The organism is Paenibacillus sp. RU5M, assembly GCF_900221055.1.
Classification (GTDB): Bacteria; Bacillota; Bacilli; order Paenibacillales; family Paenibacillaceae; genus Paenibacillus; species Paenibacillus marchantiae.
This window is the reverse complement of sequence record NZ_OBQM01000023.1, coordinates 18,217-39,525: the sequence shown is the minus strand read 5'-3', so window position 1 is coordinate 39,525 and position 21,309 is coordinate 18,217. Positions and strand designations below refer to the sequence as shown.

Here is a 21,309-nt window from a genome sequence, read left to right as displayed (position 1 = left end):
CTTCAACTGATGCTGGTATATCCTATTTTTTCGGACCACGATAAAACTTAATACTTCCGTTTCTCATTTTTTTCTCCAGCCAGCCCAGGAAGAATAGACGGTACACTGAACGTGTTACTGGGAACAACAGTGTAAAACCGATCAGATCTGTGATAAATCCCGGGATCAACAGTAGAAAACCACCGACAAAAATAAATAGTCCATCTACCATTTTCCTTCCGGGCACCTTACCGCGCTCCATCTCGGATTTGGCATCAATAAGTACTTTTCGTCCTTCAAACTGCAACATTGCTATACCGATCAAGGACGTGAGAATCATGAGAAGCAATGTCTTTCCGGCTCCAATCCAGTCACTCATAAGAATGAAACCAAACAGTTCAATCACCGGAATGATTAATAGCAGGGCCCACATCCATCTTCGCATTACGTATTACCCCTTTCCTGAAAGCCACACTTTCTCAAGCGCGCTGTAGAGCTCAGAAGCTGCCTTATCCAGCCTGACTGGCTTCCAGTCCCCATTGACCCATACATGTTGGGTAGAGCCTGTAACCAATCGTTCACCAGGAAGGGACTCCTCAGATGACCATACTCGTTGCCCGCTGCCTATCTGCTCATTAAGGTCTGGAGTCATGCGCCTTATGTCATACTCATAGTTCAGTCGCAGACCACTAAATGCAGCAATACGGGTGAAAATGATGATGTCATCATCATACCGGGCAGGTTTATGATATTTCACATCCAGTCCGGTTACCGGAAGCAGTAACCCCTGTTCCTCCATTTTACGATATGTATACCCCATTTGGCGAATCATCTCGGTTCGACCGATTTCAAACCAATTCAAATAGTTGGCGTGATAGACCACACCCATCTGATCACTTTCTTGATAACGCACGCGAAGGCGTGCCGTGTACCAACTGCCATTGCTTTGTTGTTGCATGTTACCGGCCTCCTTCGATATACCAATTATTACGTATCTAGCGACGATAAAGTCTCATAAAGATGGAAAAAAAGCAACGGGACGCAAACGCCCCATTGCTTCATTCCTGTTGCTTCTCGTCCAAACACAATTATGCGTTGTTTGGAATTTGGCTTACTTTGATCAGGTTAGTGGAACCCGAACGACCCAAAGGTACACCCGCTGTAATAACAACAAGATCTCCTTCTTTTACAAGTCCGGATTTCACGCCGCCTTCAATTGCATTTTCAAACAAAGCGTCAGTGGAATCAACAAGTCTTCCTTTGACTGGTGTTACACCCCAAGCCAGTGCAAGACGACGGGAAGTTCTGTCTTCCGTTGTCACCGCGATGATTGGAGATTCTGGACGATATTTAGAAATCATGCGTGCTGTATGACCGGATTCAGTCGAAGTAATGATCGCTTTAGCGTTCAGATCTTGAGCTGACAGGGCAACAGATTGGCTGATTGCTTCAGTAACTGTTGTTTGTTGTGCAACACGTTGTTTCAGATACAGCTCTTGGTAAGGCAGAGCAGATTCTGCTTTTTCGGCAATACGGGACATTGTCAGAACGGATTCAACTGGGTATTTACCAGCAGCTGTTTCACCAGACAACATGATTGCATCTGTACCGTCGAAGATCGCATTAGCCACGTCACTTGCTTCTGCACGTGTTGGACGCGGGTTGCGTTGCATCGAATCCAGCATTTGTGTAGCTGTGATAACCGGTTTGCCTGCAACGTTACATTTTTCGATCATGCGTTTTTGTACCAATGGTACTTCTTCCGCAGGAATCTCTACACCCAGGTCTCCACGAGCAACCATCAGGCCATCGGACACTTCAAGGATTTCATCCAGGTTGTCCACACCTTGTTGGTTCTCAATTTTGGAGATGATTTGGATATGTCCAGCATTGTGTTTTTCAAGCAATTCACGAATCTCAAGGACGTCGCTTGCTTTACGAACAAATGAAGCCGCGATGAAATCGACACCTTGCTCGATACCAAATACGATATCGTTAGCATCTTTTTCAGTAATACCCGGCAGAGAAATGGCAACGCCAGGAACGTTAACACCTTTTTTGCTTTTGATCGTACCGCCGTTAACGATACGGCATTTGATCTCGGTGCCTTGTACTTCCACCACAGTCAGTCCGATCAGACCGTCGTCGATCAGAATTGTAGATCCCGGTTCAACATCACTCGGAAGATCTGCATACGTAATGGAGAGACGTTCTTTGGTGCCCAGAATTTCTTCTGTTGTCAAAGTGATGTACTCGTCTTGAACCAATTCGATTGGCTCCACTTCGAGTTTACCTGTCCGAATTTCCGGTCCTTTGGTGTCCAGCAAGATCGCTACTGTCTTGTTCAGCTCTTCGCATGCTTGGCGAATTGCTGTGATCCGTCCGCCGTGCTCATCGAAATCACCGTGGGAGAAGTTCAAACGGGCCACGTTCATACCGGCCATAATCAATTTTTTGGTATTCTCCAATGATTCACTGGATGGACCAATCGTACATACAATCTTTGTTTTGCGCATTTTGGGTTTCCTCCGATTTTAAAGGTCTATCTTTTTATCTCTTTTTCTTTTTCCAACTATTAAATTTACTATACTTTTGCTCATTTGTATAGGAAATTCGTCACATCATTCAGCATTTCCCGACAAATTACCCGCTGGATCGACTTCAACAGGTACTTGAGGGGCTTCAATTTGCACCTCAGGTTCAAACGTGACTGATCCAATCTTACGGAATTTCTCATACCGATCCTGCTTCAATTGGTCACCAGTCCAGCCTTTCATCTCGTCCAGATGACGAACCAATGCCTCGCTAATTGCAGCCGCAGATTCTTCATAATCCCGATGAGCACCACCGCGTGGCTCAGGGATTATTTCTTCAATGACCTCCATCTCAAGAAGGTCTTTGGCCGTTATTTTCATCGCTTCGGCCGCCTGATCTGCCTTGGATGCATCTTTCCAAAGAATGGACGCAGCACCGTTCGGAGAGATCGCTGAGTAAATCGCATGCTCCAGCATCAACACACGATTACCCACAGCCATAGCCAGGGCCCCGCCGCTTCCGCCTTCGCCGATGACCACTATAATAACAGGCACCGAGAGCTTCGCCATTTCCAGCAGGTTACGGGCAATAGCTTCCGATTGACCTCTCTCTTCAGCAGTATTACCCGGATACGCCCCTTTAGTATCAACGAATGTAATAATTGGACGACCAAATTTGTTCGCTTGCTTCATGAGACGCAGCCCTTTTCGGAATCCTTCTGGATGTGCGCTCCCAAAAAAACGGGCGATATTATCCTTCGTATCTTTCCCCCGCTGTTGGCCGATGACCGTTACTGTTTTTCCGTTTAGCTTCGCCAGTCCGCCAACAACCGCCAGATCGTCTCCGAACATGCGATCACCGTGCAACTCAATGAAATCGGTAAATATCAATTGGATTAAATCCAGTGCCGTCGGACGCTGCTGATGCCGCGCCAGATGCATTTTCTGGGCAGCCGTTATGCCGGTATAAATCTCTTCTTCGAGTCTATGATAACGTTCTTCCAGGCGGGCAATTTCATCAGTGAAGTCGATGCCTTTTTCCTGTCCAAACTGTACGAGCTCTTCGATCTTCTTGCGCATCTCAACCAGAGGCGCTTCATATGGCAACTCACCCGCCATTTAGACCCCTCCTTTTTCACTATGCATGTCTAGAAGCTTGCCAAGGGTGGCTCGAAGTTCTTTACGATGGACCACCATGTCCAGCTGACCGTGCTGCAAATTAAATTCTGCCGTCTGGAAATCATCAGGCAGTTTCTGACGGATCGTCTGCTCAATGACGATTCTACCGGCGAAGCCAAATACAGCTCCCGGCTCGGCGATGATGATATCACCAAGGCTCGCAAAACTGGCCGAAACCCCACCTGTCGTAGGATCGGTAATGACCGAAATATACAATCCGCCCTGTTCATCCAAACGGGACAAAGCCGCACTAGTTTTCGCCATTTGCATAAGGCTAAGAATACTCTCTTGCATCCGGGCACCCCCAGATGTTGAGAAAATGATCAAAGGTAAGCGTTTCTCTGTTGCATGCTCAATCGCACGGGTAATTTTCTCCCCTACAACCGAACCCATACTACCTGTGAAGAAGTCGAAGCTCATGACAGCAACAACCACAGGCAAACCTTCTAAAGTTCCCTCACCCGTAATGACAGCTTCCTTCAGTCCTGACTTCAGGCGCTGTTGTTCCAGTTTGTTACTATATCCAGGGAATTCAAGTGGATCAACTGATACCATATCAGCGTCATACTCCACAAACCCTTGCTCATCTAGAACCATGGCGATACGTTCCATTGCGTTCAAACGCATATGGTAGCCGCAAGCCGGACATACTTTCAGGTTTTTTTCCAATTCCTTGCTATATTGAATCGTGCCGCATTTGCTGCACTTGTTCATAAGTCCTTCAGGTATTTCCCGTTTTGGACGTTCTCCAGCTTCCTGACCTTCGCCACGAAGCGCACGCTCGGAAGGTATGGTGGCGTACTTCCGTTTTTTCTGGAATATATCTTTGAACACAACTACACCTCTCCAGCCGTTGATTTGATGGCCGCAACCTGCAGTCCGTTGCATGTAGCAACTTCATCCGCGCGCTGCGGTAAACCGCTTACGACCCATACGCTGCCATGGGCCTTGTCCAGCATTCACAACAAAAAAATCCGCCGGTATAAGGCAAGGATCAGCGGCTTCTGTCAGCACGATTGATGTTACCTGCAATAACCGAAAGATTGTTGCGCTGATGTTTGAATCTGTCTTGGTAGGGTCTCTGGGAGCAATCTGGTCAGTCCTTGTCCTAACAAAAAAAGAAGGAAGGACAGCAGCATACAATACATGCAAGTCGATTCCTCTTTCCGCTTACGCGGTCAGTCCCTTATGTACCATTGGTACTTCTTCATCTGCCAAGGCACGTCTGATATCGAATGAATCAGGAATGCAGAATCGAATTCAGCACTTCCTGAACCTCTTCCAATTCCCCTGAAGGGACGCGAATCTCAAATTGCTGCTTGGATAAACTGATGGGACGGGTCTGTACCAGAAAACCTTCTTCCGAAAGCTTGGTCTTAATCTTGTCCGCAACCTTTGCTGTCGGTGCAATGTAAATCACCGTCCACATGCCATGTCCGCCCCCTAAGCTAATGTTCAGAGCCCGTATATTGGACTAATGATAACATACCTCACTTTTTTTCTGCAAGGAAGGGTTCGGGACCTTTGGGGAGAAAACGAGATCTAGAGGGACATTTGTCCCGCGAGGATAACCGATATGGTTGATACAATGTTCCTAAGACTTTCTTTATCAAAAAGGAATTCGAGGCCGCTCAGGGCAGCAACAGCCACCCTGGATGACCTTCCATTGAACAAACAAAAGATACCAAATGAATGAAAAACACAAATGAAGAAAATCAGATATCAGATGGATATTTCTTGGCTTTAATATTTTTGTGAGCAATTCGGGCAGAAGCAGCAGCGGCGAGCCCGGCAACCAGGTCGTCCAGAAAAACATGTATAGCTGGTCCTGCTTCGTTCAGATCATGAATGACACCAATCTTTTCTTTATCCAGATAACCAAAACTGGTTAAACCGATCATACCATACACATGGGTAATGCCAAGAGCAAGAGTCTCGTCCACTCCATACAGGGATTCATCCGCCTCCATAATTGCCTGCAAAGGTTGCGGCAAAAGGCGTTTCTCAGCAAGCTCGTCGAGGGCTATACCTGTGTACAGCGTATATTGCACCTCACGTTTCTGCAGTACCGATTTTACACTCGTGACACAGTCATCCATAGTCAGTTCCGGGTGGTACCCTTTTTGCAGACGATATACAATTTCCGCGATTGCATCAATCTGTACACCCCGCCGGGCCAGCATGGCTTCTACGATTTCATATGACATATCTCGACCTCCCGCATCGCTCCCCCGAGGACCCCCAGGTCCTTCGGTGTTCTCAAGTGTATGCGGCAAACTTCCAAAATGTTCATAAAAAATGCGGAATACGCATTCGCTTTGGCAGTCAGCTTATCCTATAAATTATGTAAAAAGATTCACATATTACATTCTTGCTTGCGTTCAATATCTCCTTCGCCTGCATACCTGATGGAATTGGTAAAATAAATACAAAAAACCTGCTCGGCAGTTGGCCGAACAGGTTTCATCATTGGAAATAAGAGAGGTGTCACAAAAGTCATGAGCATGGCTTGAGACACCTTTCAAGTTTTATTCGATTCGGACCTAACGAATCCAGCGCACGTTATTAGCTCCAATTTCCACAGAACTGCGGTTTAACGAATCACAGAGATGTTATTTCGTCATTCTATAAAGTCGTGCCGCAGTTTTGTACCGGAGTACCGTCACTGAAGTTCGTTAAATTTTGCATTTTACGATCATCCGCCTTTAAGGCGCGGTAGATTCGTTAGCGCTTTGAATCGAGAAACAATCTCTTGCGTGATAGGCTATTATTTTATTTTGACCGTGCCCTCACCCAGCATCTTCTCCATCTCGGAGAACAAAGAGGGCGAAGGTTTAATCCGGTAGGCATCACTCAATGCGAGCAGCTTCTGCTGCTGTTCATAGAAGAGCACCGTCGCCACCGGGCCCGAATGCTGCTGAAGCAACTGTTTCAGTCGGGCCAGAAGCTCGGGCTTCTCCGACTGCGGGGTGATCTTCACGAACACCCGCTGCTCCACCACTCGCGGCCCACGACTCTGCTCCGTGCCGCCAGCGGCCTCAGGGGCCCGACGAGCCACGGAAGCGGCCCCATTCGCATCGGACGCGCCAGATCCACCCCCAGCGCTGTGCGACGCTGCCGGACCCTGGCCTCCGCTGCTGCGTGCAGCTCCAACATTCACGCCTGCGCTGCTGCGCTGAGCTCCTGCTCCCGCACCGCCCGCCTGCCGTGGCGGAGCCGCCGGGCGCCAAGCACTGCCGCCGGGCTTACCGCGCCGTTCGCGGCTGCGCAGCTGCTGTTCCAGTGCCGCCGGTGACAACGGCGCCACTTCCTCAGCCAGCAGCTTGAACCCTTCGTCCTGCTGCTGCACCTTGGCGCGCACGACGAGCAGTTCACCTTTCCCGACATGCTGCTGGCTGCGCCGCCATACTTCGGGAAAGAGAACCACTTCACAGCGTTCAATCTGGTCTTCCAGCTCCATGAACGCCATAGCCTTGCCCTGTTTCGTCGTAATCGACTTCACAGACACGACCATCCCGGCTGCCACGGCCATCGTATCGTCAGCCGCTTCCGTCAGCTCCATAATGCGATCTGCGCCGCTGGATTCAAGCACATCTTCATAGTCATCTAATGGATGACCAGATAGATACAAACCTAACAGCTCACGTTCCAACTCCAATTGCTGACTCCCGGAATAAGGCGGAATTTGAGGATATTCAATCTCCCAGTTCGGCGTCTCGACAAAATCAAACAATTGAATTTGCAGATCCTCACGTTCCTTGCGCCATTTCAGAGCCGCTTCCACGGTCTCATCCAGCATCGCCAATAATTGGGCACGGTGCCCGGGCAATGTGTCAAAGGCTCCCGCCTGAATAAGCGATTCAATCACACGTTTATTGCATACACGCAAATCGACGCGACGACAAAAATCGAGTAGGCTGTCGAACGGTCTTTCCTGCCGAACAATCATGATACTCTCCATCGCCTGGGTACCTACATTTTTTACTGCAGCCAGACCGAAACGTATCGCCCCGGTTGCTGTATCTACATCCGAGTTCTGATCCGACAATCCATCTTTCTTCTGTACAGCAGACATTTCATGCTGTTCAGAATGCGAGGACTCCTCTTCCCCAGTCCCATGCAGACGTTCTGCTGTAGAAACAGTCACTACGCCCGAATTAATCCGATCATAGGACTTCTCTGGCATAGCCGTTGCTGCCTGCCACTCATATGCACTACCGTCTTCGTCTGGTGCGGGACCCGGGTCATCTGGTAGAGGTGCTTCACCGTACTCCGCTTGTCCGGAATAATGATCATCAACATGTATGGCATGTTCCATCGTAGAACTTGCTGTACCACCCTCCCCATGTTCTCCCTCTAAACGTTGGGTTTCCGCCGCTTGTCCAGCCTTTGTTCTGTTGGTTGATGCAAGCACAGGTGTAAACAGAATGCCGCTCTCATTCACATCCGGTGGAAGTACTTCAATATCCATGCGACGGCATTCCACAACGTACTCCGCTACTTTGCGGTGACTGCCCATAACGGCAGTTAACATGGATGCCATAAAATGAATGGGATAATGTGCTTTCAGATAAGCCGTCTGGAAAGCAAGCACGCCATACGCAGCGGCATGAGCACGTGGGAAACCGTAGTTGGCAAACTTGACGATCATGTCATAGACTAGGTCTGCCTCCGCTTCGCTGTATCCTTGCTTCAGACTGCCCTGAACGAAATGCCCACGTTCAAGATCCAATACTTCCCGTTTCTTCTTGGAAACCGCTCTGCGGAGCAAATCCGCTTCACCGAGAGAGAAGCCTGCCATCCGGGAAGCAATCTGCATAATTTGTTCCTGATATACAATAATGCCATACGTATCCTTGAGGATGGACTCCAGATCCGCATGCGGGTAATCCACTTCGATCTGTCCATGTTTGCCCTGAATGTATTTGGAGATGAACTCCATTGGGCCCGGACGATACAAGGCCAGCACGGAAATAATATCTTCAAATACACTTGGCTTCAGCTCCTTCAGGACACGACGCACCCCTGCGGATTCGAGCTGGAATATCCCCATCGTGTCGCCTCGACCAAGCATCTCATATGTGAGTGCATCGTCGTCAGGAATATGACGGAAATCCGGAATTTCGCCATTCTCACCAATCCAGCGCAGACAGCGTTCAATAATTGAAAGGGTACGCAGACCGAGGAAGTCCATTTTGAGCAGTCCAATAGACTCCAGGTTTTCCATGGAATATTGCGTTAAGGCCGTTCCCTCACTGCCCTCCTGAAGCGGAACAGCATCCGTCAGCGGATCACGGGAGATGACAACCCCCGCGGCATGCGTGGAAGCATGACGAGGCATACCTTCCACCTTCATGGCCATATCAAGCAATTCACGTGTTTTCGGCTTGGTCTCATAAAGAGCCTTCAGTTCAGGGGTGGCTTCCATTGCCCGCTGAATGTTAATGCCAAGCTGTGCAGGAATCAGCTTCGCTGCCTTGTCCACCTCACCGTAAGGCACATTCAATGCACGTCCGACGTCCCGAACGGCTGCACGGGCAGCCATCGTACCAAAGGTAATGATCTGGGCGACATGGGCTTTGCCGTATTTTTTCGCCACATATTCAATGACTTCGTCCCGACGTTCATCGCTGAAGTCGATATCAATATCCGGCATGGAGATCCGTTCCGGATTCAAAAACCGCTCGAAGAGCAGGTTATACTTCATGGGATCAACGTCTGTAATACGCAAGGTGTAGGCAACTAGACTACCTGCCGAGGAGCCACGTCCCGGTCCGGTAACAATTCCTTGCTGGTGAGAATAGGCGATAAAATCCCAGACGATCAGGAAATAATCCGAGAATCCCATACTGTCTATAACCCCGAGCTCATAATCCAGCCGCTGTTCAAGTTCAGCTCTGAGCTCCGAGTCCGTCCAACGTGATGATTCACTATAGCGCTCTTCCATTCCCTCTTCGCACAACTGACGCAGATAGGCAGAAGGACTTTTCCCTTCAGGAAGCGGTCTGTACTCCGGCAAAATGGATTTGCCGAATTCCAGCTGCAACTCACATGACTCCGCGATGCGAACTGTATTCTCCAAAGCCTCGGGCACATGGGGGAACAAACGCGCCATTTCTTGTTCACTCTTGAGATAGAGCTGATTGGTTTCGATGCGCAGCCGATTCTCATCATCTACCGTTTTCCCTGTTCCGATGCAGATTAACACATCCTGAAGCTCAGCGTCCTCTTCGGACAGATAATGCGCATCATTGGTCGCTACCAATGGAATATCCAGTTCTGCTGCCAGACGAATCAGCTGAGGGTTCACTCTTTTTTGCTCAGATAGCCCATGATCCTGCAGTTCCAGATAGAAATCGGCACCAAAAATATTTTTGTAACGCAGCGCCGCACGCTTTGCCTCTTCCTCACGTCCATGCAGCAAATGCTGGGGAACCTCTCCCCCCAGACAAGCACTTAGACAGATGATACCCTCGTGATGGGCAGCCAGACTCTCCATATCAATACGTGGTTTGTAATGGAAGCCTTCCAAATGTCCGATGGAGCATAGTTTCATCAGATTTTGATAACCCGTCATATTTTTGGCTAGTAAAATCAGATGATGGATCGGCTGATCCTTACGGCTTCCCCGCTCTTTGCGAGACCCGGCAGTCATATAAGCCTCACACCCAATGATCGGTTTAATTCCCCGCTCGACGCATGCTTTATAGAAAGGAATAGCACCATACATTACACCGTGGTCGGTCAATGCCAGCGTAGTCATTCCGAGATCCGCGGCTTTATTCACGAGATCCGGTATACGCGCAGCGCCGTCCAGCAAACTATATTCACTATGAACGTGCAAATGCACAAAAGAACTCATGTTTTTTTCTTCCTTTCGCCATGGACAGTCGCATCAACCTTTTAGCATCAGTTTACTGCACTGTCTTCTTCTATCCTTATTTGTCATCCTTCGGTTCAGACCGAAAGTCGTTTTCTGTATTACTGTAAAATGCTCTATTAATGAAATGAATGAAATATTAGGATTCATCCTAATGGAGCGTGTTTTATTATTCTATTTTATCATAACGTTTGGGGGCACGCCCATACAATAGAAGTACAAGCCGCTCCCCCTGTTACGGACCAGAGACAGGAGGTATGCTGCTGGGTCTGAAAGGGGTGTTGCCGGATGAGCACATTTTTGTCCAAAGCTATTCTTGATTTCTTCATTGCGTTTGGGATCGTGCTGGGCGGCGCGATGATTGGAGGTATAGGAGCGGTGGTCTCTCTCCAGCCTCCGACACAGACGATGCTTGATGTCGCTGGGAAAATTAAAATTTGGGCGCTCGCAGCGGCCGTTGGCGGTACAATCGATCCGATGCGGGTGATCGAAAGCAACGTACTGGACGGCAACCTGTCTCCGGCAGTCAAACAAATTTTGTACCTGATATCCGCCTTTATGGGCGCCCACATGGGTACTGAACTGGTGAAATGGGTTTGCGGTGGAGGACGGGGTTAGCATGACTCCAGGACAGCGCCCATGAGAATCCCGCCTTTTTCACGTTACCGCCCGCTTATGCGCATGACTGCTGTCTTTGTTCTGGGAATGATCGCCGGTTGTGTGGTGTACAATGGTGTATTTCACCTGAGTTACAACGAGTTGTGGCTCAACAATCAGGAGTTGCAGCTTCAGCTGCATCAGAATGAGGAGGATATTAAAACGCTGAAAAAATACAGTAAACGCCAAACCGTCATCAAGGAAATCAAGGTCCGTGCAGAAGACTCTGACAAAGGTCCGGACGAGGCCTCCCTAAAAGTGATGTTGCAGAAACTGGGGGATGAACTTGAGGTGCTCCGGGGTCGCGACGTCTTCAATATTGATGAGTACAGCAAAATGACGCGGATTATGCTGAACCAAAAAGTGTATACGGTCAGAGAAAAGGAATATACCGTCCAGGTGAAAACGATGCTGGTGATGGAAGGTGTGCTGCAAGTTTGGGTACAGATTCGGATGCACGTTCCGGCTTAGGAAATGGATGACAGCCCCGGAAAAAAACTGCCCTTGCCCTCTGCCTGCATGGTACAATAAGGGCAGTAAATGCTTTCCAGAAAAGGAGCTGCGTCTTTGTGTTCATCGATGTACTCAAATATGCCCTAATCGCCATCTTTGCCCTGGCCATGGTCTGTTCAGCTCTGAACAGCATTCGTTCGCGCAGGACCACTGATCCCATCGCCATAGGTCTTTATCGCTCATGGACCAACATCTGGATGGGTAGCATGCTGATTATTCTTTCCCTCATCCTGATGTTTGTGTTTACCGGTTCTACGCTATCCGTTGTTGTGGAAGCGCTATTTCTGATTATGGGAGCGTACAATTTATTTGCCGGATTACGTAACCGCAGTTACTATGCCCGTCTTCAGCAGCATGCAGACGGTGGAACTGGCAAGACATCCGGACAATCTGCCTGATGCACTTAGCACGATGTCATTGCTTTTTGCCAAAAAGAGAGTATCCTCATCTATCGAACAAGCCTGAACCACGCCGATTTCGGGGTACAGTTCACTCTTTCGATAAGAGGATACTCTCTTTTTCTAGGCATGGTCAATGGATTGCAGGGTCATTACCGCTTTGCATACAACATTCCCATCACGGGAAATGACAATATCCATTTTGCAGGTCCGACGGCTTGTCTCCAGAATAATGGGACGAACCAGAATCTGATCTTCAATCTGTACCGGACGAACAAAATACGTTGTTACATTATCCACGACATGGTCGTTTCCTGTAACATCCCAGGCTGCGCGCCGTCCCGCCTGTGTCATCACATTCAGCAGAACGCCTTCCGAGATGGTACCGAGGTCTGTCGCCATCTGCGGAATGATGAATCCGTGGAAAAACAATTCGTTCTGCTCTCCGCGCTCTTCCGCAAACCCATTCCAGATCAGATGATCAAACGTCTCTCCAAGCTGTGGCTGCTTCTGTGCATCACGCATCGCCTGCAATACTTCCTTACGTGTGACGGATGCAATCAGTTTACGATTCCGATCTACAATCGGCAGGAAGTCAATGCCTTCCCACGTCATGATCTGTGCAGCCGAAGCCAGTGAGGTTTGCAGCGAAGCTGTGATCGGGCGGCGTACAACACACTTCTCAATACTCTGATCCTCTTTTAACTCGCTCACATCTTTGAGACTAACAATACCGATAACCCGGTTCCATTCATCTACTACCGGGAAGCGATGCTCTCCCGTTTCGGAAACCAGCAGATGAAAATCCGCGGCTGAACTGGTCACCTTTAGCACCTGAAGACGCGGTTTCTGACCGATAATGTCCTCTACCAACATAATCTTTTTCTTAATCAGTCGATCGAAGATCGCACGGTTAATCATTGAAGCTACCGTAAACGTGTCATGTCTGGAGGAAATGATAGGCAGACCCAACTCATCAGCCATCACTCTCACTTCACGGCTTGTACCGAAGCCACCTGTAATTAATACACCAGCGCCCTGTTCGAGGGCAAGGGAATGTGCATTGTCCCGGTTACCAACAATCAACAGGCTTCCCGCGTCAATGTAACGGGCCATGGCCTGCTCTTTCATCGCACCGATCACGTACTTGTGAAGCGGTTTGGCTAGACCGTCACTTCCACCCAGCACATGACCTTCGACGATGGTTACCACATCGGCAAAAGTCAGCTGCTCGGTCATACCGCGAGGTCTTTTCTCGATCCGCACTGTTCCAATTCGTTCCTTGGTCACGACCAGTCCGAAGTTCTCTGCCTCTTTTACCGCACGATATGCTGTTCCTTCACTTACGCCCAGCTCCCGCGCCAGTCCGCGTACCGATATTTTACTGCCTACCTTCAGTTGTTCAATATGTTGAAGCAATTGTTCGTGCTTCGTCACGTTTTCTTCCTGTCCGTCCATCTGTACCACCCCCCAAGATGCATCTGTACTATTCTGTATCTATTATAACACGACCTTAGGAAAATAACCCCATTCTACGTACCTTTCTCCTAAAGAACCTCGCTACATTGATCTGAATAATCGGAACAGCAATTACGGGCATAAAAAAAGACCGGTTCCTTTTATGCCAAAGGGAATCCGGCCTTACTTAGACAGATAGAACCATCTCTATTACCATGTCGTATGTGATCCAAATCTTATACAGATTTGCTCTGCTCCTGCTTGTCCACCAGTTTCATCTCCCACTGCCGAAGCTTTGCCCGCCGAACAGCTTCCAGTGCACGCTTCTTCTCTTCATCCACACCAAGAATAAAATGCAGATGTGCACCAATGATTAATAACGAGAACAGCACCCATACGATGCCAAAAATATTAACCCAGTCCATTCCACCAGCAAAGGAAATCCGCGGCAACGCAATAACCAGCATCGACAACGCGATAACCAGATAGATCACATGTTTTGCTTTCTTTAACCTTTTCACCATTCACAGCTCCTTCGTTCTTGATCGACTCTATATGTCTAGTCTATGAACGATAAGGAGCTAATATGAGAGGTTCAGGCAAAAAAACGGGACAAGGTTTAGGCTTCAGCGCCACCGTACAGATGACCCAGGCTGTCTGCAATAATTTTGTTCACGTCTTCGATAATGACACTCAGGCGACGTTCAGCGTCAAACAGACGACGGATATTCAGGTTCAGGCTCAATACTTCGAACAGTTTCTCCATTTTCTCCATTTCGTCCGGTGCAGGCATATCCCCACTCATCATGCGTTGTTGCAATTCCATCTGTTGATCACGAAAATTATCCAGCATAGCCTTTGCTTCCGGATCTACTTCGATCAGCTTCATCGCAGAAGTAATTTCTTCCACCTCGCTGCTTTCTCTCAGTGCTTTGGCCAAATCATTGGCTTTGTCATAAATGTTCACTATAATTCCTCCTCAAATTGGGTTGTTCTTCTGTTATCCATTCGTATTCATTCGCATTCTCATCGCAACGTTCACCCGTGTTAATACACGTATTTCACTTCCGTCAAACAAAGGTTGCGGAAACATGCCATCCATTACCTCCCGAGCATCAAATGCATTTAATCCAAATGGGTCAATCACCAAGGGTTATATGTCCTCATATGATGAAGCACATGCCATGTTCAGATGCCGTTCAACTTCGAGATCAGACATCAAGTTGCCGCCCGGAAGGAGATCCGTGATGTCCACTAAAAAAGTAACGATTCAGGTTACCGGCTCGGGCATCCTGCAGGACGACGTCATCATGCTGGGCGAAGGGGTGCTCAAGGCGCTTAAAATCCCTTCGGGAAGGCCGCTTAAGCTGCAATTCGGCTCTTTCCGCCGTGAGGTCACTGTCATCCCTGTTCCTAGGTATGACGGTCTGCGCATCAATCAGACGGTAGCCAGCAAGACCGGCCTTGTTCCCCGTTCGGTCCTGAGCATATCTTATCGTTCAGCCAGCCGTACGCTGCGCCTTGGACCTTACATCAGTGTATTAGTTAGCCAGGATTACCCCGATCAGCCCGATCGGCCCTTTGGCTCCATCACGATGTTCTGTCAAGAACTGGTGAACGCCTGCCGGAAGAAGGGCGCCTATGTATCCTTTTTCACACCGGAGGATATTGGAGCGGTAACGGGTTATATGAAAGGCTGGGTGTATGATGACGGCTGGAAAAAGACCGTTCTGCCTATAGCAGACGTCGTCAATAACCGGCTGACGTCCCGTAAGCTTGAGAACAAACCTAGCGTACAGCATTTTATGAAAGAAGTAAAATCGCTCTACGGTACACAAACCTTCAACGAAAAGTTTCTGGACAAAAATGAAGTATTCGATGCCTTGAAGTCCATTTCAACACTGAAGAGGGTACTACCCGAATCCCATTTGCTCAAAGCTTCCGCCACACTCAAAACGATGTGCAATCGATATCCGGTTGTCTTTCTGAAGCCTGTTCGCGGGTCGCTTGGCAAAGGTATCATCCGGGTCTCTCGTCAAAGCGACGGCAGCTTCCTCACCCTCGCTACAAGCGTTGGGGGGACCCGAAAACAAACGTATGCTTCTCTGGATAAACTGTATGCCAGTCTGTCTGGGAAAATGAAAACAACGCGCTACCAGATCCAACAGGGTCTTTCCCTGATTGATAACAGCGGCAGACCCGTAGACTTCCGTGCGCTTGTGCAAAAAAACCGTACGGGCAAATGGAGTGTCACTTCCATCGTCGCACGTATTGCAGGCGGCAGTCACTATGTATCCAACCTGGCACGAGGTGGAAGTCTCAGCACCGTCAAGGAAGCTGTAGCCAAAACCCAATTATCCTCATCAGCCAAAGCTTCTGCGTATGCAGGATTGCATACGGCGGCGCTCGATATCGCCAAAGGCATTGAAGGTGCCATCCCCGCCCATTTCGGTGAACTCGGCATCGACCTTGCCTTGGACACCAGCGGAAGGGTCTGGCTGCTTGAAGTAAACTCCAAACCATCCAAGAACGATAATACGCCACTTAGCGAGAGCAAAATCCGGCCTTCGGTCAAAGCGATGCTGGAATACTCTACCTATCTGGCCGGATTCTGAAGAGTCATCCATTAGAGGAGGTGCAGCGGCATGTTCCTGCAACATCAGACAAACACACTAGCCATCCTGGTTCGGGCAACAGAAGGCTCGCCTCCTTTCGTGGATGAACTCTTCTGTCGTCGTCTCAGTTTGGAAAGCGACCGTTACGGCCTAAATATCATTGTGCTGGCCGTAGCGAATAACCCCAGCGTATCTCGGCTCACACAGGGCTATGTATTTGACAGAGGAGAATGGAACATCGTGCCTCTTCCTGCTGTGGACCTAATCATGGACCGCTGTCTGCTCCCACTTCCCAGAACATTCAAACAGCAGCTTCAGCAGCTAGTTTCCTCAGGCAACGGACACCACGGTCGTTACTGGTCTGCTTCCTTGCCTGGTAAATGGAAGGTATATCGCGCCTTGTCTACTGATATAAGACTGCGTGCTCTTCTTGCGCCTACGACACTTCTTCAGTCGGATACCCGATGGGAGAAATGGCTGGAGCGCTGGCCGAAAGGCATTTTCTTCAAACCTGTATCGGGCACCCATGGTAAAGATACGTTTCGCCTTTATCGCGAAGATCACCACACCTCCTGGATTATGGAGGGCAGAAATACTCGCAATGAATTGATTCACCGTACATTTGAGCATCGCCAGGATGTCTCTGCCTGGCTGGATTCACACAAGGCCGGTAAAAAGATGATCTTACAGCCGTACCTGGAACTGAGTCATCACGGACGACCATTCGACATTAGAGCCTTGATGCAAAAAAATGGGCAAGGACGCTGGTCTCTAACCGGATGTATGGTACGGGAAGGGCCGGCTGGCTCACTCACTTCCAATTTGCATGGAGGGGGAAAGGCGTACCCTGTGCATCCTTATCTGCTGGAACGATATGGGAGCAAGCAAACCAGCACTCTACTGGAGAAGATCAGGCAGGCTGCTGCCCGCATCCCTACCCTGTTGGAAAGCCAATTTGGCAGACTGGCCGAACTGGGTCTTGATTTCGGAGCAGATGTTCAGGGTCGCCTCTGGCTGATCGAAGTGAATTCGAGACCGGGACGTTCCTCATTCGCAGAGGCGGGTGACCCCCGTATGCACAGTCTGACCTACACCCAGCCGCTTGCCTATGCCCGTTATTTGCTGCAACAACATGTTCTCACGGACGTGAAGCGTCCAATGAAAATGCCGAATACATCCAGCACAGCTGGCCTGAAACCCATCCCGATTCACGGCGGTTGAGGCACGCAGCGCCCCGCTGCCATGGAGCCGAAGGATCTTTTCAGGATAGGAGGATAAATCATGAGTTTGACCTTTTGCAATCTGCATTTCACACAGCAACCGGATAAAGTGGTTTATGTATCCAACGCATTAATGAAAAGCCTAAATCTAACCGGCAAAAAAACGATTCATCTGCGGTTTGGCCGTGACCGGGTGCCCGCAACCATCAAACCGATCAAAAAGGCTGGCAAACATCTCTATCTCGCTTCTGGCATACGCAATCTGATGAACGTTCCGAAACGGGGCAGCATCTACCTCCGCAACTTGCAGAACGATGAAGTCCAGTTGGGTCCACTGATCGGGGTGCTGTCTGACGGACCTTCGTCTGGCTCCAATCCGTTTGGTTCCCGTACCGGTTTTATCAAACAACTGCTCCGAGAAGGAAGCCGTAAATCCTATATTTATGCGTTCACTCCAAGAGATATCAACTGGCAGAACGAAACGGTGTCCGGTTTTTTCCTTAATGACAACGGAAGCTTCAGTCGGAAAACGGTACCTCTGCCAGACGTCGTGTATAACCGATTACCCAGCCGCCGCTCTGACTTCTCACCAGCGATCAATCAGCTGCGGGAGCGATTCGTTCGGCGCAAAATTCCTTTCTTCAATTGGAGTTTCTTCAACAAGTCGGATATTTATAAACTGCTGGAGAACGACCCGGCAGCAGGACGCTATATTCCTGAATCCATCACCAACCCGACGGTAGAGCAGATGAAAGAAATGCTGGAACGCCATCAGTTTGTCTATTACAAACCAACAGCAGGAAGTCTGGGCAACGGGATCTATCGATTGACCTATTCGCCCAAACGTGGATATTTCGCCCGTTATCGCAAAAAAGGCGGCAACGCCCTGCTGCGTTTTGGTTCATTTAATAGCCTGATGCGTATGCTTCAAGGCAGACACGGCAAACAGCTTCGCGGTTATGTCGTTCAACAGGGTATCCGGCTCATTGAGATCGACGAATGTCCGATTGATTTCCGCTTTCACATGCATAAAAATGGAAACAATCAATGGGTGGTTGTTGGTATTGGCGCCAAGAAAGCTGGCCGAGGCAGCGTAACCACACATATCAAAAATGGCGGTTCCCTGATGACCCCTGAGCAGGCGCTCAGCCGCAACTTTGGCGACCGAGCGGGTGAAGTGCTTCAGCATGCCAAATCCGTCGCTATTACACTTGCCCAGGCGATTGAAACCCAGCACCAGCATCTGATTGGTGAGATTGGCTTTGATCTGGGCATTGATCAGGAGGAACATGTATGGATGTTCGAAGCGAACGCCAAACCAGGGCGCTCCATTTTCCGCCACCCTTCTCTGCGGGTGGAAGGAAAATCGTCGGTGGAGCACATTTTGGAACACTGCCTGTATTTGAGCAAATTCCGGAAGAGAGACGGTATTTGATGAGCCTGCATGATGATTTTAAACCCGTCATTGCCGTCCTGACCATGCATGATGATCAACGGATGTTCAGAGGAAACCATCAAAATTTCCTGGATATTGTGCAGACAGGCGAAAATATGGGATATGTGGTGTACGTCGTGACTGTAAGAGATTTGAATGTGAGCGGCCCCACCGTGAAAGGATACACGTACAACAATGGGATTGGGAGATGGACTTCACAGTCCTTCCCCCTTCCCCATGTACTCTACAATCGGATTCCCAATCGGGAAGATGAACGCAAACCTTCAGTACAGCGAAAAATTGAAGAATGCATGCATTCTGGAATCGAACTGTATAACCCGTTTTTCTTCAATAAATGGAATTTGTTCGAATGGCTCAAGAAATCCAAGTCTACCCAGCAGCTGATTCCCTATACTAGACGGATGCGAACTGCATCCTCTCTGGGAACGGTGTTAAGGTCACATCCCTACCTGTATCTGAAACCAGAGAGCGGCAAGGCTGGCAAAGGCATCATGATGCTCAAGTTTCAGGAAAAAGAACGTCTCCCTTACCGGCTTAAAATACAGAGTACCCGAAAAAGCACCACCTACAAAGCAGCAACCCTTTCCAAGTTATGGGCAAGAATTCGCAAGGAGACCGGGCACACACCTTATATCATGCAACAGGGTATTGAGCTGGCGTCGTCTCACAAGCGCCCATTCGATCTCAGGGTACTTGTGCAGAAAAACGGCAAAGGACAGTGGAGCGTGACCGGTGTTGGCGCCCGTCTCGCTGGCTCCCGAAGCATTACCACCCACGTTCCGCGTGGAGGTACGGTGGAGGACCCAGAGAAGTTGCTCACTGATCTGTTCGGGGAAGAAATGTCGACTTCATTGATGAAGCGGGTGAAGTCCACTTCATTGTTGATCGCGAGACAAGTGGAGCGAGGCTCAGGCCATACGCTTGGTGAAATGTCCATGGATCTGGGCATTGACGATCTGGGCGAGATCTGGTTCTTTGAAGCGAATGCAAAGCCGATGAAGTTCGATGAACCGCAGATTCGGCGGAGGTCATTGGAACGTATTTTTCAGTACAGCGCCTACCTTGCCCGTCAGTCCAAACGATGATGAACAGGAATAACAGCTAAAGAAGGTGATTGTTTGTGTCCTCACCTGTTCTGGGCATTATGACGTTGTACTTAAATGAACATCGCGCTCTGGAAGAACGGAGCATATACCGCAGAATGATCCTTGAAGGGCGCAAGCGGGGACTCGATATATATGTGTTCACACCTGCCGATGTACATCCAGGAGGCAAACAGATTGAGGCCATGGTCTTTCATTCGGGAAAAGGCTGGTCCCGGGAATGGCGTTCATTCCCGGATATCATCTTCGACCGCTGCCGCATACAGCGCAATCGCAGATTCCAGCAGCTGCTTGCCTTTCGGCAAAGGTATGGTCACTTGCTCTTTCTCAACCGCCCATTGCGTAATAAGTGGACCATCCATCAGACACTCTCGGCGAAATCAGCCTTTCGTGAGCATTTGCCCGACACTTTTCTGTATCAGGATATGTCCGACGTCAATCGAATGCTGAAGGCCTCCTCCCTGCTCTACCTGAAGCCCATTAATGGAACCGGAGGGCGCGGAATTCTCCGCATTGAACGCAGTGGCAGCGAGGCCAATACAGTTCTCGTACAAGGACGGGACCAGAAGCGGCGGATCATCACCCCGCGTAAAGTCCATCTGTCACGCTTGGGTTCACTTCTCCAGAACTGGAATATGAAAGACAAATATCTGGTTCAACAGGGGATTCAACTCCAGCTTCCGAATGGCCGTGTTCATGATTATCGAATGCTGGTCCAGAAGAACGGCGAAGGACAGTGGGAATTGACCGGATGTGCCGGACGGATGGGTGCGGAGAAAAGTGTTACCTCTAATCTGCATGGTGGTGGTCAGGCCATAGCGATGCACAAACTGATGAAACAATGGATCACGGATGAGAAGCAGCGAACAGAAATTTACGCAACGGCCGAGAAATTCGGGATTGATGTAGCTACGTTTCTGGAAAACACCTATGGCAACTTGTGTGAATTGGCTCTCGATTTGGCGATTGACAAGAGCGGGCACATCTATCTGCTTGAAGTGAATCCGAAGCCTGCGCGTGAGGTGTTTGCCCGCATTGGTGAGAATGATATCTATTCCAAAGCGATCACCCAACCATTGGAGTACGCCTTGTGGGTGTACCGCAATCATGCAAATACAATTCGTCCCCCTCGGGGGGTGAAGGTAACTAAACCGGTCAAACGCGTAAAAGGTAAATCCGCCACCCTCAAAAGAACCAGAGGATCCCGGTGATGACCGTCAGACTTCATTGGTAGTGAACCAAATCCTCCTTGAACTAAAAAACCGACCACTCCAATGTCCGAATGGACTAGGGGTGGTCGGTTTTTTGGGTTTTGTT

Annotated in this window: 19 protein-coding genes; 8 read left to right on the top strand and 11 right to left on the bottom strand. The window is 49.2% G+C overall.

The window, feature by feature from the left end:
- Window positions 1–22: 22 nt before the first annotated feature.
- From CRO25_RS32090 to CRO25_RS32055, 8 genes are all read right to left on the bottom strand, one after another.
- The gene (locus CRO25_RS32090; RefSeq protein ID WP_063568091.1) at window positions 23–424 is read right to left on the bottom strand and encodes an FxsA family protein; all 402 of its coding nucleotides are present in this window, start codon (window positions 422–424) and stop codon (window positions 23–25) included.
- A gap of 6 nt (window positions 425–430) precedes the next feature.
- On the bottom strand, window positions 431–937 hold the full coding sequence (locus CRO25_RS32085; protein ID WP_063568090.1) for a thioesterase family protein: 507 nt from the start codon (window positions 935–937) through the stop codon (window positions 431–433).
- A 130-nt stretch (window positions 938–1,067) separates the two neighbouring features.
- Window positions 1,068–2,495 (bottom strand): pyruvate kinase, encoded by a 1,428-nt coding sequence (pyk, locus tag CRO25_RS32080; RefSeq protein WP_063568089.1) that lies wholly within the window; start codon window positions 2,493–2,495, stop codon window positions 1,068–1,070.
- Window positions 2,496–2,600: 105 nt separating this feature from the next.
- Window positions 2,601–3,632, bottom strand: coding sequence for an acetyl-CoA carboxylase carboxyltransferase subunit alpha (locus CRO25_RS32075; RefSeq protein WP_064639318.1), 1,032 nt, complete (start codon window positions 3,630–3,632; stop codon window positions 2,601–2,603).
- Window positions 3,633–4,526, bottom strand: a complete 894-nt coding sequence (gene accD / locus CRO25_RS32070) for an acetyl-CoA carboxylase, carboxyltransferase subunit beta (protein ID WP_063568087.1) — start codon at window positions 4,524–4,526, stop codon at window positions 3,633–3,635. It abuts the gene before it with no gap.
- A 406-nt stretch (window positions 4,527–4,932) separates the two neighbouring features.
- Window positions 4,933–5,121, bottom strand: a complete 189-nt coding sequence (locus CRO25_RS32065; RefSeq protein WP_017689496.1) for a hypothetical protein — start codon at window positions 5,119–5,121, stop codon at window positions 4,933–4,935.
- Between the two features lie 286 nt (window positions 5,122–5,407).
- The gene (locus tag CRO25_RS32060) at window positions 5,408–5,899 is read right to left on the bottom strand and encodes a phosphatidylglycerophosphatase A (RefSeq protein WP_024629130.1); all 492 of its coding nucleotides are present in this window, start codon (window positions 5,897–5,899) and stop codon (window positions 5,408–5,410) included.
- A gap of 560 nt (window positions 5,900–6,459) precedes the next feature.
- Window positions 6,460–10,554, bottom strand: coding sequence for a DNA polymerase III subunit alpha (locus CRO25_RS32055; protein ID WP_079697693.1), 4,095 nt, complete (start codon window positions 10,552–10,554; stop codon window positions 6,460–6,462).
- A 306-nt stretch (window positions 10,555–10,860) separates the two neighbouring features.
- Here CRO25_RS32055 and CRO25_RS32050 point away from each other — a divergent pair, with 306 nt between their 5' ends.
- The 3 genes from CRO25_RS32050 (at window position 10,861) to CRO25_RS32040 (ending at window position 12,140) form a co-directional block, all read left to right on the top strand.
- Window positions 10,861–11,190, top strand: coding sequence for a YtrH family sporulation protein (locus tag CRO25_RS32050; RefSeq protein ID WP_024629128.1), 330 nt, complete (start codon window positions 10,861–10,863; stop codon window positions 11,188–11,190).
- A 21-nt stretch (window positions 11,191–11,211) separates the two neighbouring features.
- The gene (locus CRO25_RS32045) at window positions 11,212–11,700 is read left to right on the top strand and encodes a hypothetical protein (RefSeq protein WP_063564310.1); all 489 of its coding nucleotides are present in this window, start codon (window positions 11,212–11,214) and stop codon (window positions 11,698–11,700) included.
- Between the two features lie 98 nt (window positions 11,701–11,798).
- Entirely contained in the window at window positions 11,799–12,140 is a 342-nt protein-coding gene (locus CRO25_RS32040; RefSeq protein ID WP_179132321.1) for a YtpI family protein, read from the top strand.
- A 123-nt stretch (window positions 12,141–12,263) separates the two neighbouring features.
- On the opposite strand, the gene CRO25_RS32035 is transcribed toward CRO25_RS32040, so the two are convergent.
- The 3 genes from CRO25_RS32035 to CRO25_RS32025 form a co-directional block, all read right to left on the bottom strand.
- Window positions 12,264–13,598, bottom strand: coding sequence for a DRTGG domain-containing protein (locus CRO25_RS32035; RefSeq protein WP_064639320.1), 1,335 nt, complete (start codon window positions 13,596–13,598; stop codon window positions 12,264–12,266).
- 236 nt (window positions 13,599–13,834) lie between these two features.
- Window positions 13,835–14,122, bottom strand: a complete 288-nt coding sequence (locus tag CRO25_RS32030) for a hypothetical protein (RefSeq protein WP_063564309.1) — start codon at window positions 14,120–14,122, stop codon at window positions 13,835–13,837.
- 95 nt (window positions 14,123–14,217) lie between these two features.
- Window positions 14,218–14,565, bottom strand: a complete 348-nt coding sequence (locus CRO25_RS32025) for a YlbF family regulator (protein WP_024629123.1) — start codon at window positions 14,563–14,565, stop codon at window positions 14,218–14,220.
- 280 nt (window positions 14,566–14,845) lie between these two features.
- Here CRO25_RS32025 and CRO25_RS32020 point away from each other — a divergent pair, with 280 nt between their 5' ends.
- From CRO25_RS32020 to CRO25_RS32000, 5 genes are read left to right on the top strand one after another with little or no spacing between them, the layout of a single operon-like run.
- The gene (locus tag CRO25_RS32020; RefSeq protein WP_079697692.1) at window positions 14,846–16,213 is read left to right on the top strand and encodes a YheC/YheD family protein; all 1,368 of its coding nucleotides are present in this window, start codon (window positions 14,846–14,848) and stop codon (window positions 16,211–16,213) included.
- Window positions 16,214–16,243: 30 nt separating this feature from the next.
- Complete coding sequence (locus CRO25_RS32015) at window positions 16,244–17,434, top strand: YheC/YheD family protein (protein ID WP_063564307.1); 1,191 nt, start codon at window positions 16,244–16,246, stop codon at window positions 17,432–17,434.
- A 60-nt stretch (window positions 17,435–17,494) separates the two neighbouring features.
- A complete protein-coding gene (locus CRO25_RS32010; RefSeq protein ID WP_079697691.1) occupies window positions 17,495–18,868 on the top strand; it encodes a YheC/YheD family protein in 1,374 nt (457 codons plus the stop codon).
- Window positions 18,868–19,974 (top strand): YheC/YheD family protein, encoded by a 1,107-nt coding sequence (locus CRO25_RS32005; protein WP_079697690.1) that lies wholly within the window; start codon window positions 18,868–18,870, stop codon window positions 19,972–19,974. The genes CRO25_RS32010 and CRO25_RS32005 overlap by 1 nt, the downstream gene beginning before the upstream one ends.
- 35 nt (window positions 19,975–20,009) lie before the next feature.
- The gene (locus CRO25_RS32000) at window positions 20,010–21,203 is read left to right on the top strand and encodes a YheC/YheD family protein (protein WP_063564304.1); all 1,194 of its coding nucleotides are present in this window, start codon (window positions 20,010–20,012) and stop codon (window positions 21,201–21,203) included.
- Window positions 21,204–21,309: the final 106 nt, after the last annotated feature.

Excerpts from the sequence above, each read along its gene's own strand:
- CRO25_RS32090 (WP_063568091.1), bottom strand. The coding sequence starts at position 424 with ATGCGAAGATGGATGTGGGCCCTGCTATTAATCATTCCGGTGATTGAA.
- CRO25_RS32085 (WP_063568090.1), bottom strand. The coding sequence starts at position 937 with ATGCAACAACAAAGCAATGGCAGTTGGTACACGGCACGCCTTCGCGTG.
- pyk (WP_063568089.1), bottom strand. The coding sequence starts at position 2,495 with ATGCGCAAAACAAAGATTGTATGTACGATTGGTCCATCCAGTGAATCA.
- CRO25_RS32075 (WP_064639318.1), bottom strand. The coding sequence starts at position 3,632 with ATGGCGGGTGAGTTGCCATATGAAGCGCCTCTGGTTGAGATGCGCAAG.
- CRO25_RS32065 (WP_017689496.1), bottom strand. The coding sequence starts at position 5,121 with ATGTGGACGGTGATTTACATTGCACCGACAGCAAAGGTTGCGGACAAG.
- CRO25_RS32060 (WP_024629130.1), bottom strand. The coding sequence starts at position 5,899 with ATGTCATATGAAATCGTAGAAGCCATGCTGGCCCGGCGGGGTGTACAG.
- CRO25_RS32055 (WP_079697693.1), bottom strand. The coding sequence starts at position 10,554 with ATGAGTTCTTTTGTGCATTTGCACGTTCATAGTGAATATAGTTTGCTG.
- CRO25_RS32050 (WP_024629128.1), top strand. The coding sequence starts at position 10,861 with ATGAGCACATTTTTGTCCAAAGCTATTCTTGATTTCTTCATTGCGTTT.
- CRO25_RS32045 (WP_063564310.1), top strand. The coding sequence starts at position 11,212 with ATGAGAATCCCGCCTTTTTCACGTTACCGCCCGCTTATGCGCATGACT.
- CRO25_RS32035 (WP_064639320.1), bottom strand. The coding sequence starts at position 13,598 with ATGGACGGACAGGAAGAAAACGTGACGAAGCACGAACAATTGCTTCAA.
- CRO25_RS32030 (WP_063564309.1), bottom strand. The coding sequence starts at position 14,122 with ATGGTGAAAAGGTTAAAGAAAGCAAAACATGTGATCTATCTGGTTATC.
- CRO25_RS32020 (WP_079697692.1), top strand. The coding sequence starts at position 14,846 with ATGTCCACTAAAAAAGTAACGATTCAGGTTACCGGCTCGGGCATCCTG.
- CRO25_RS32015 (WP_063564307.1), top strand. The coding sequence starts at position 16,244 with ATGTTCCTGCAACATCAGACAAACACACTAGCCATCCTGGTTCGGGCA.
- CRO25_RS32010 (WP_079697691.1), top strand. The coding sequence starts at position 17,495 with ATGAGTTTGACCTTTTGCAATCTGCATTTCACACAGCAACCGGATAAA.
- CRO25_RS32005 (WP_079697690.1), top strand. The coding sequence starts at position 18,868 with ATGAGCCTGCATGATGATTTTAAACCCGTCATTGCCGTCCTGACCATG.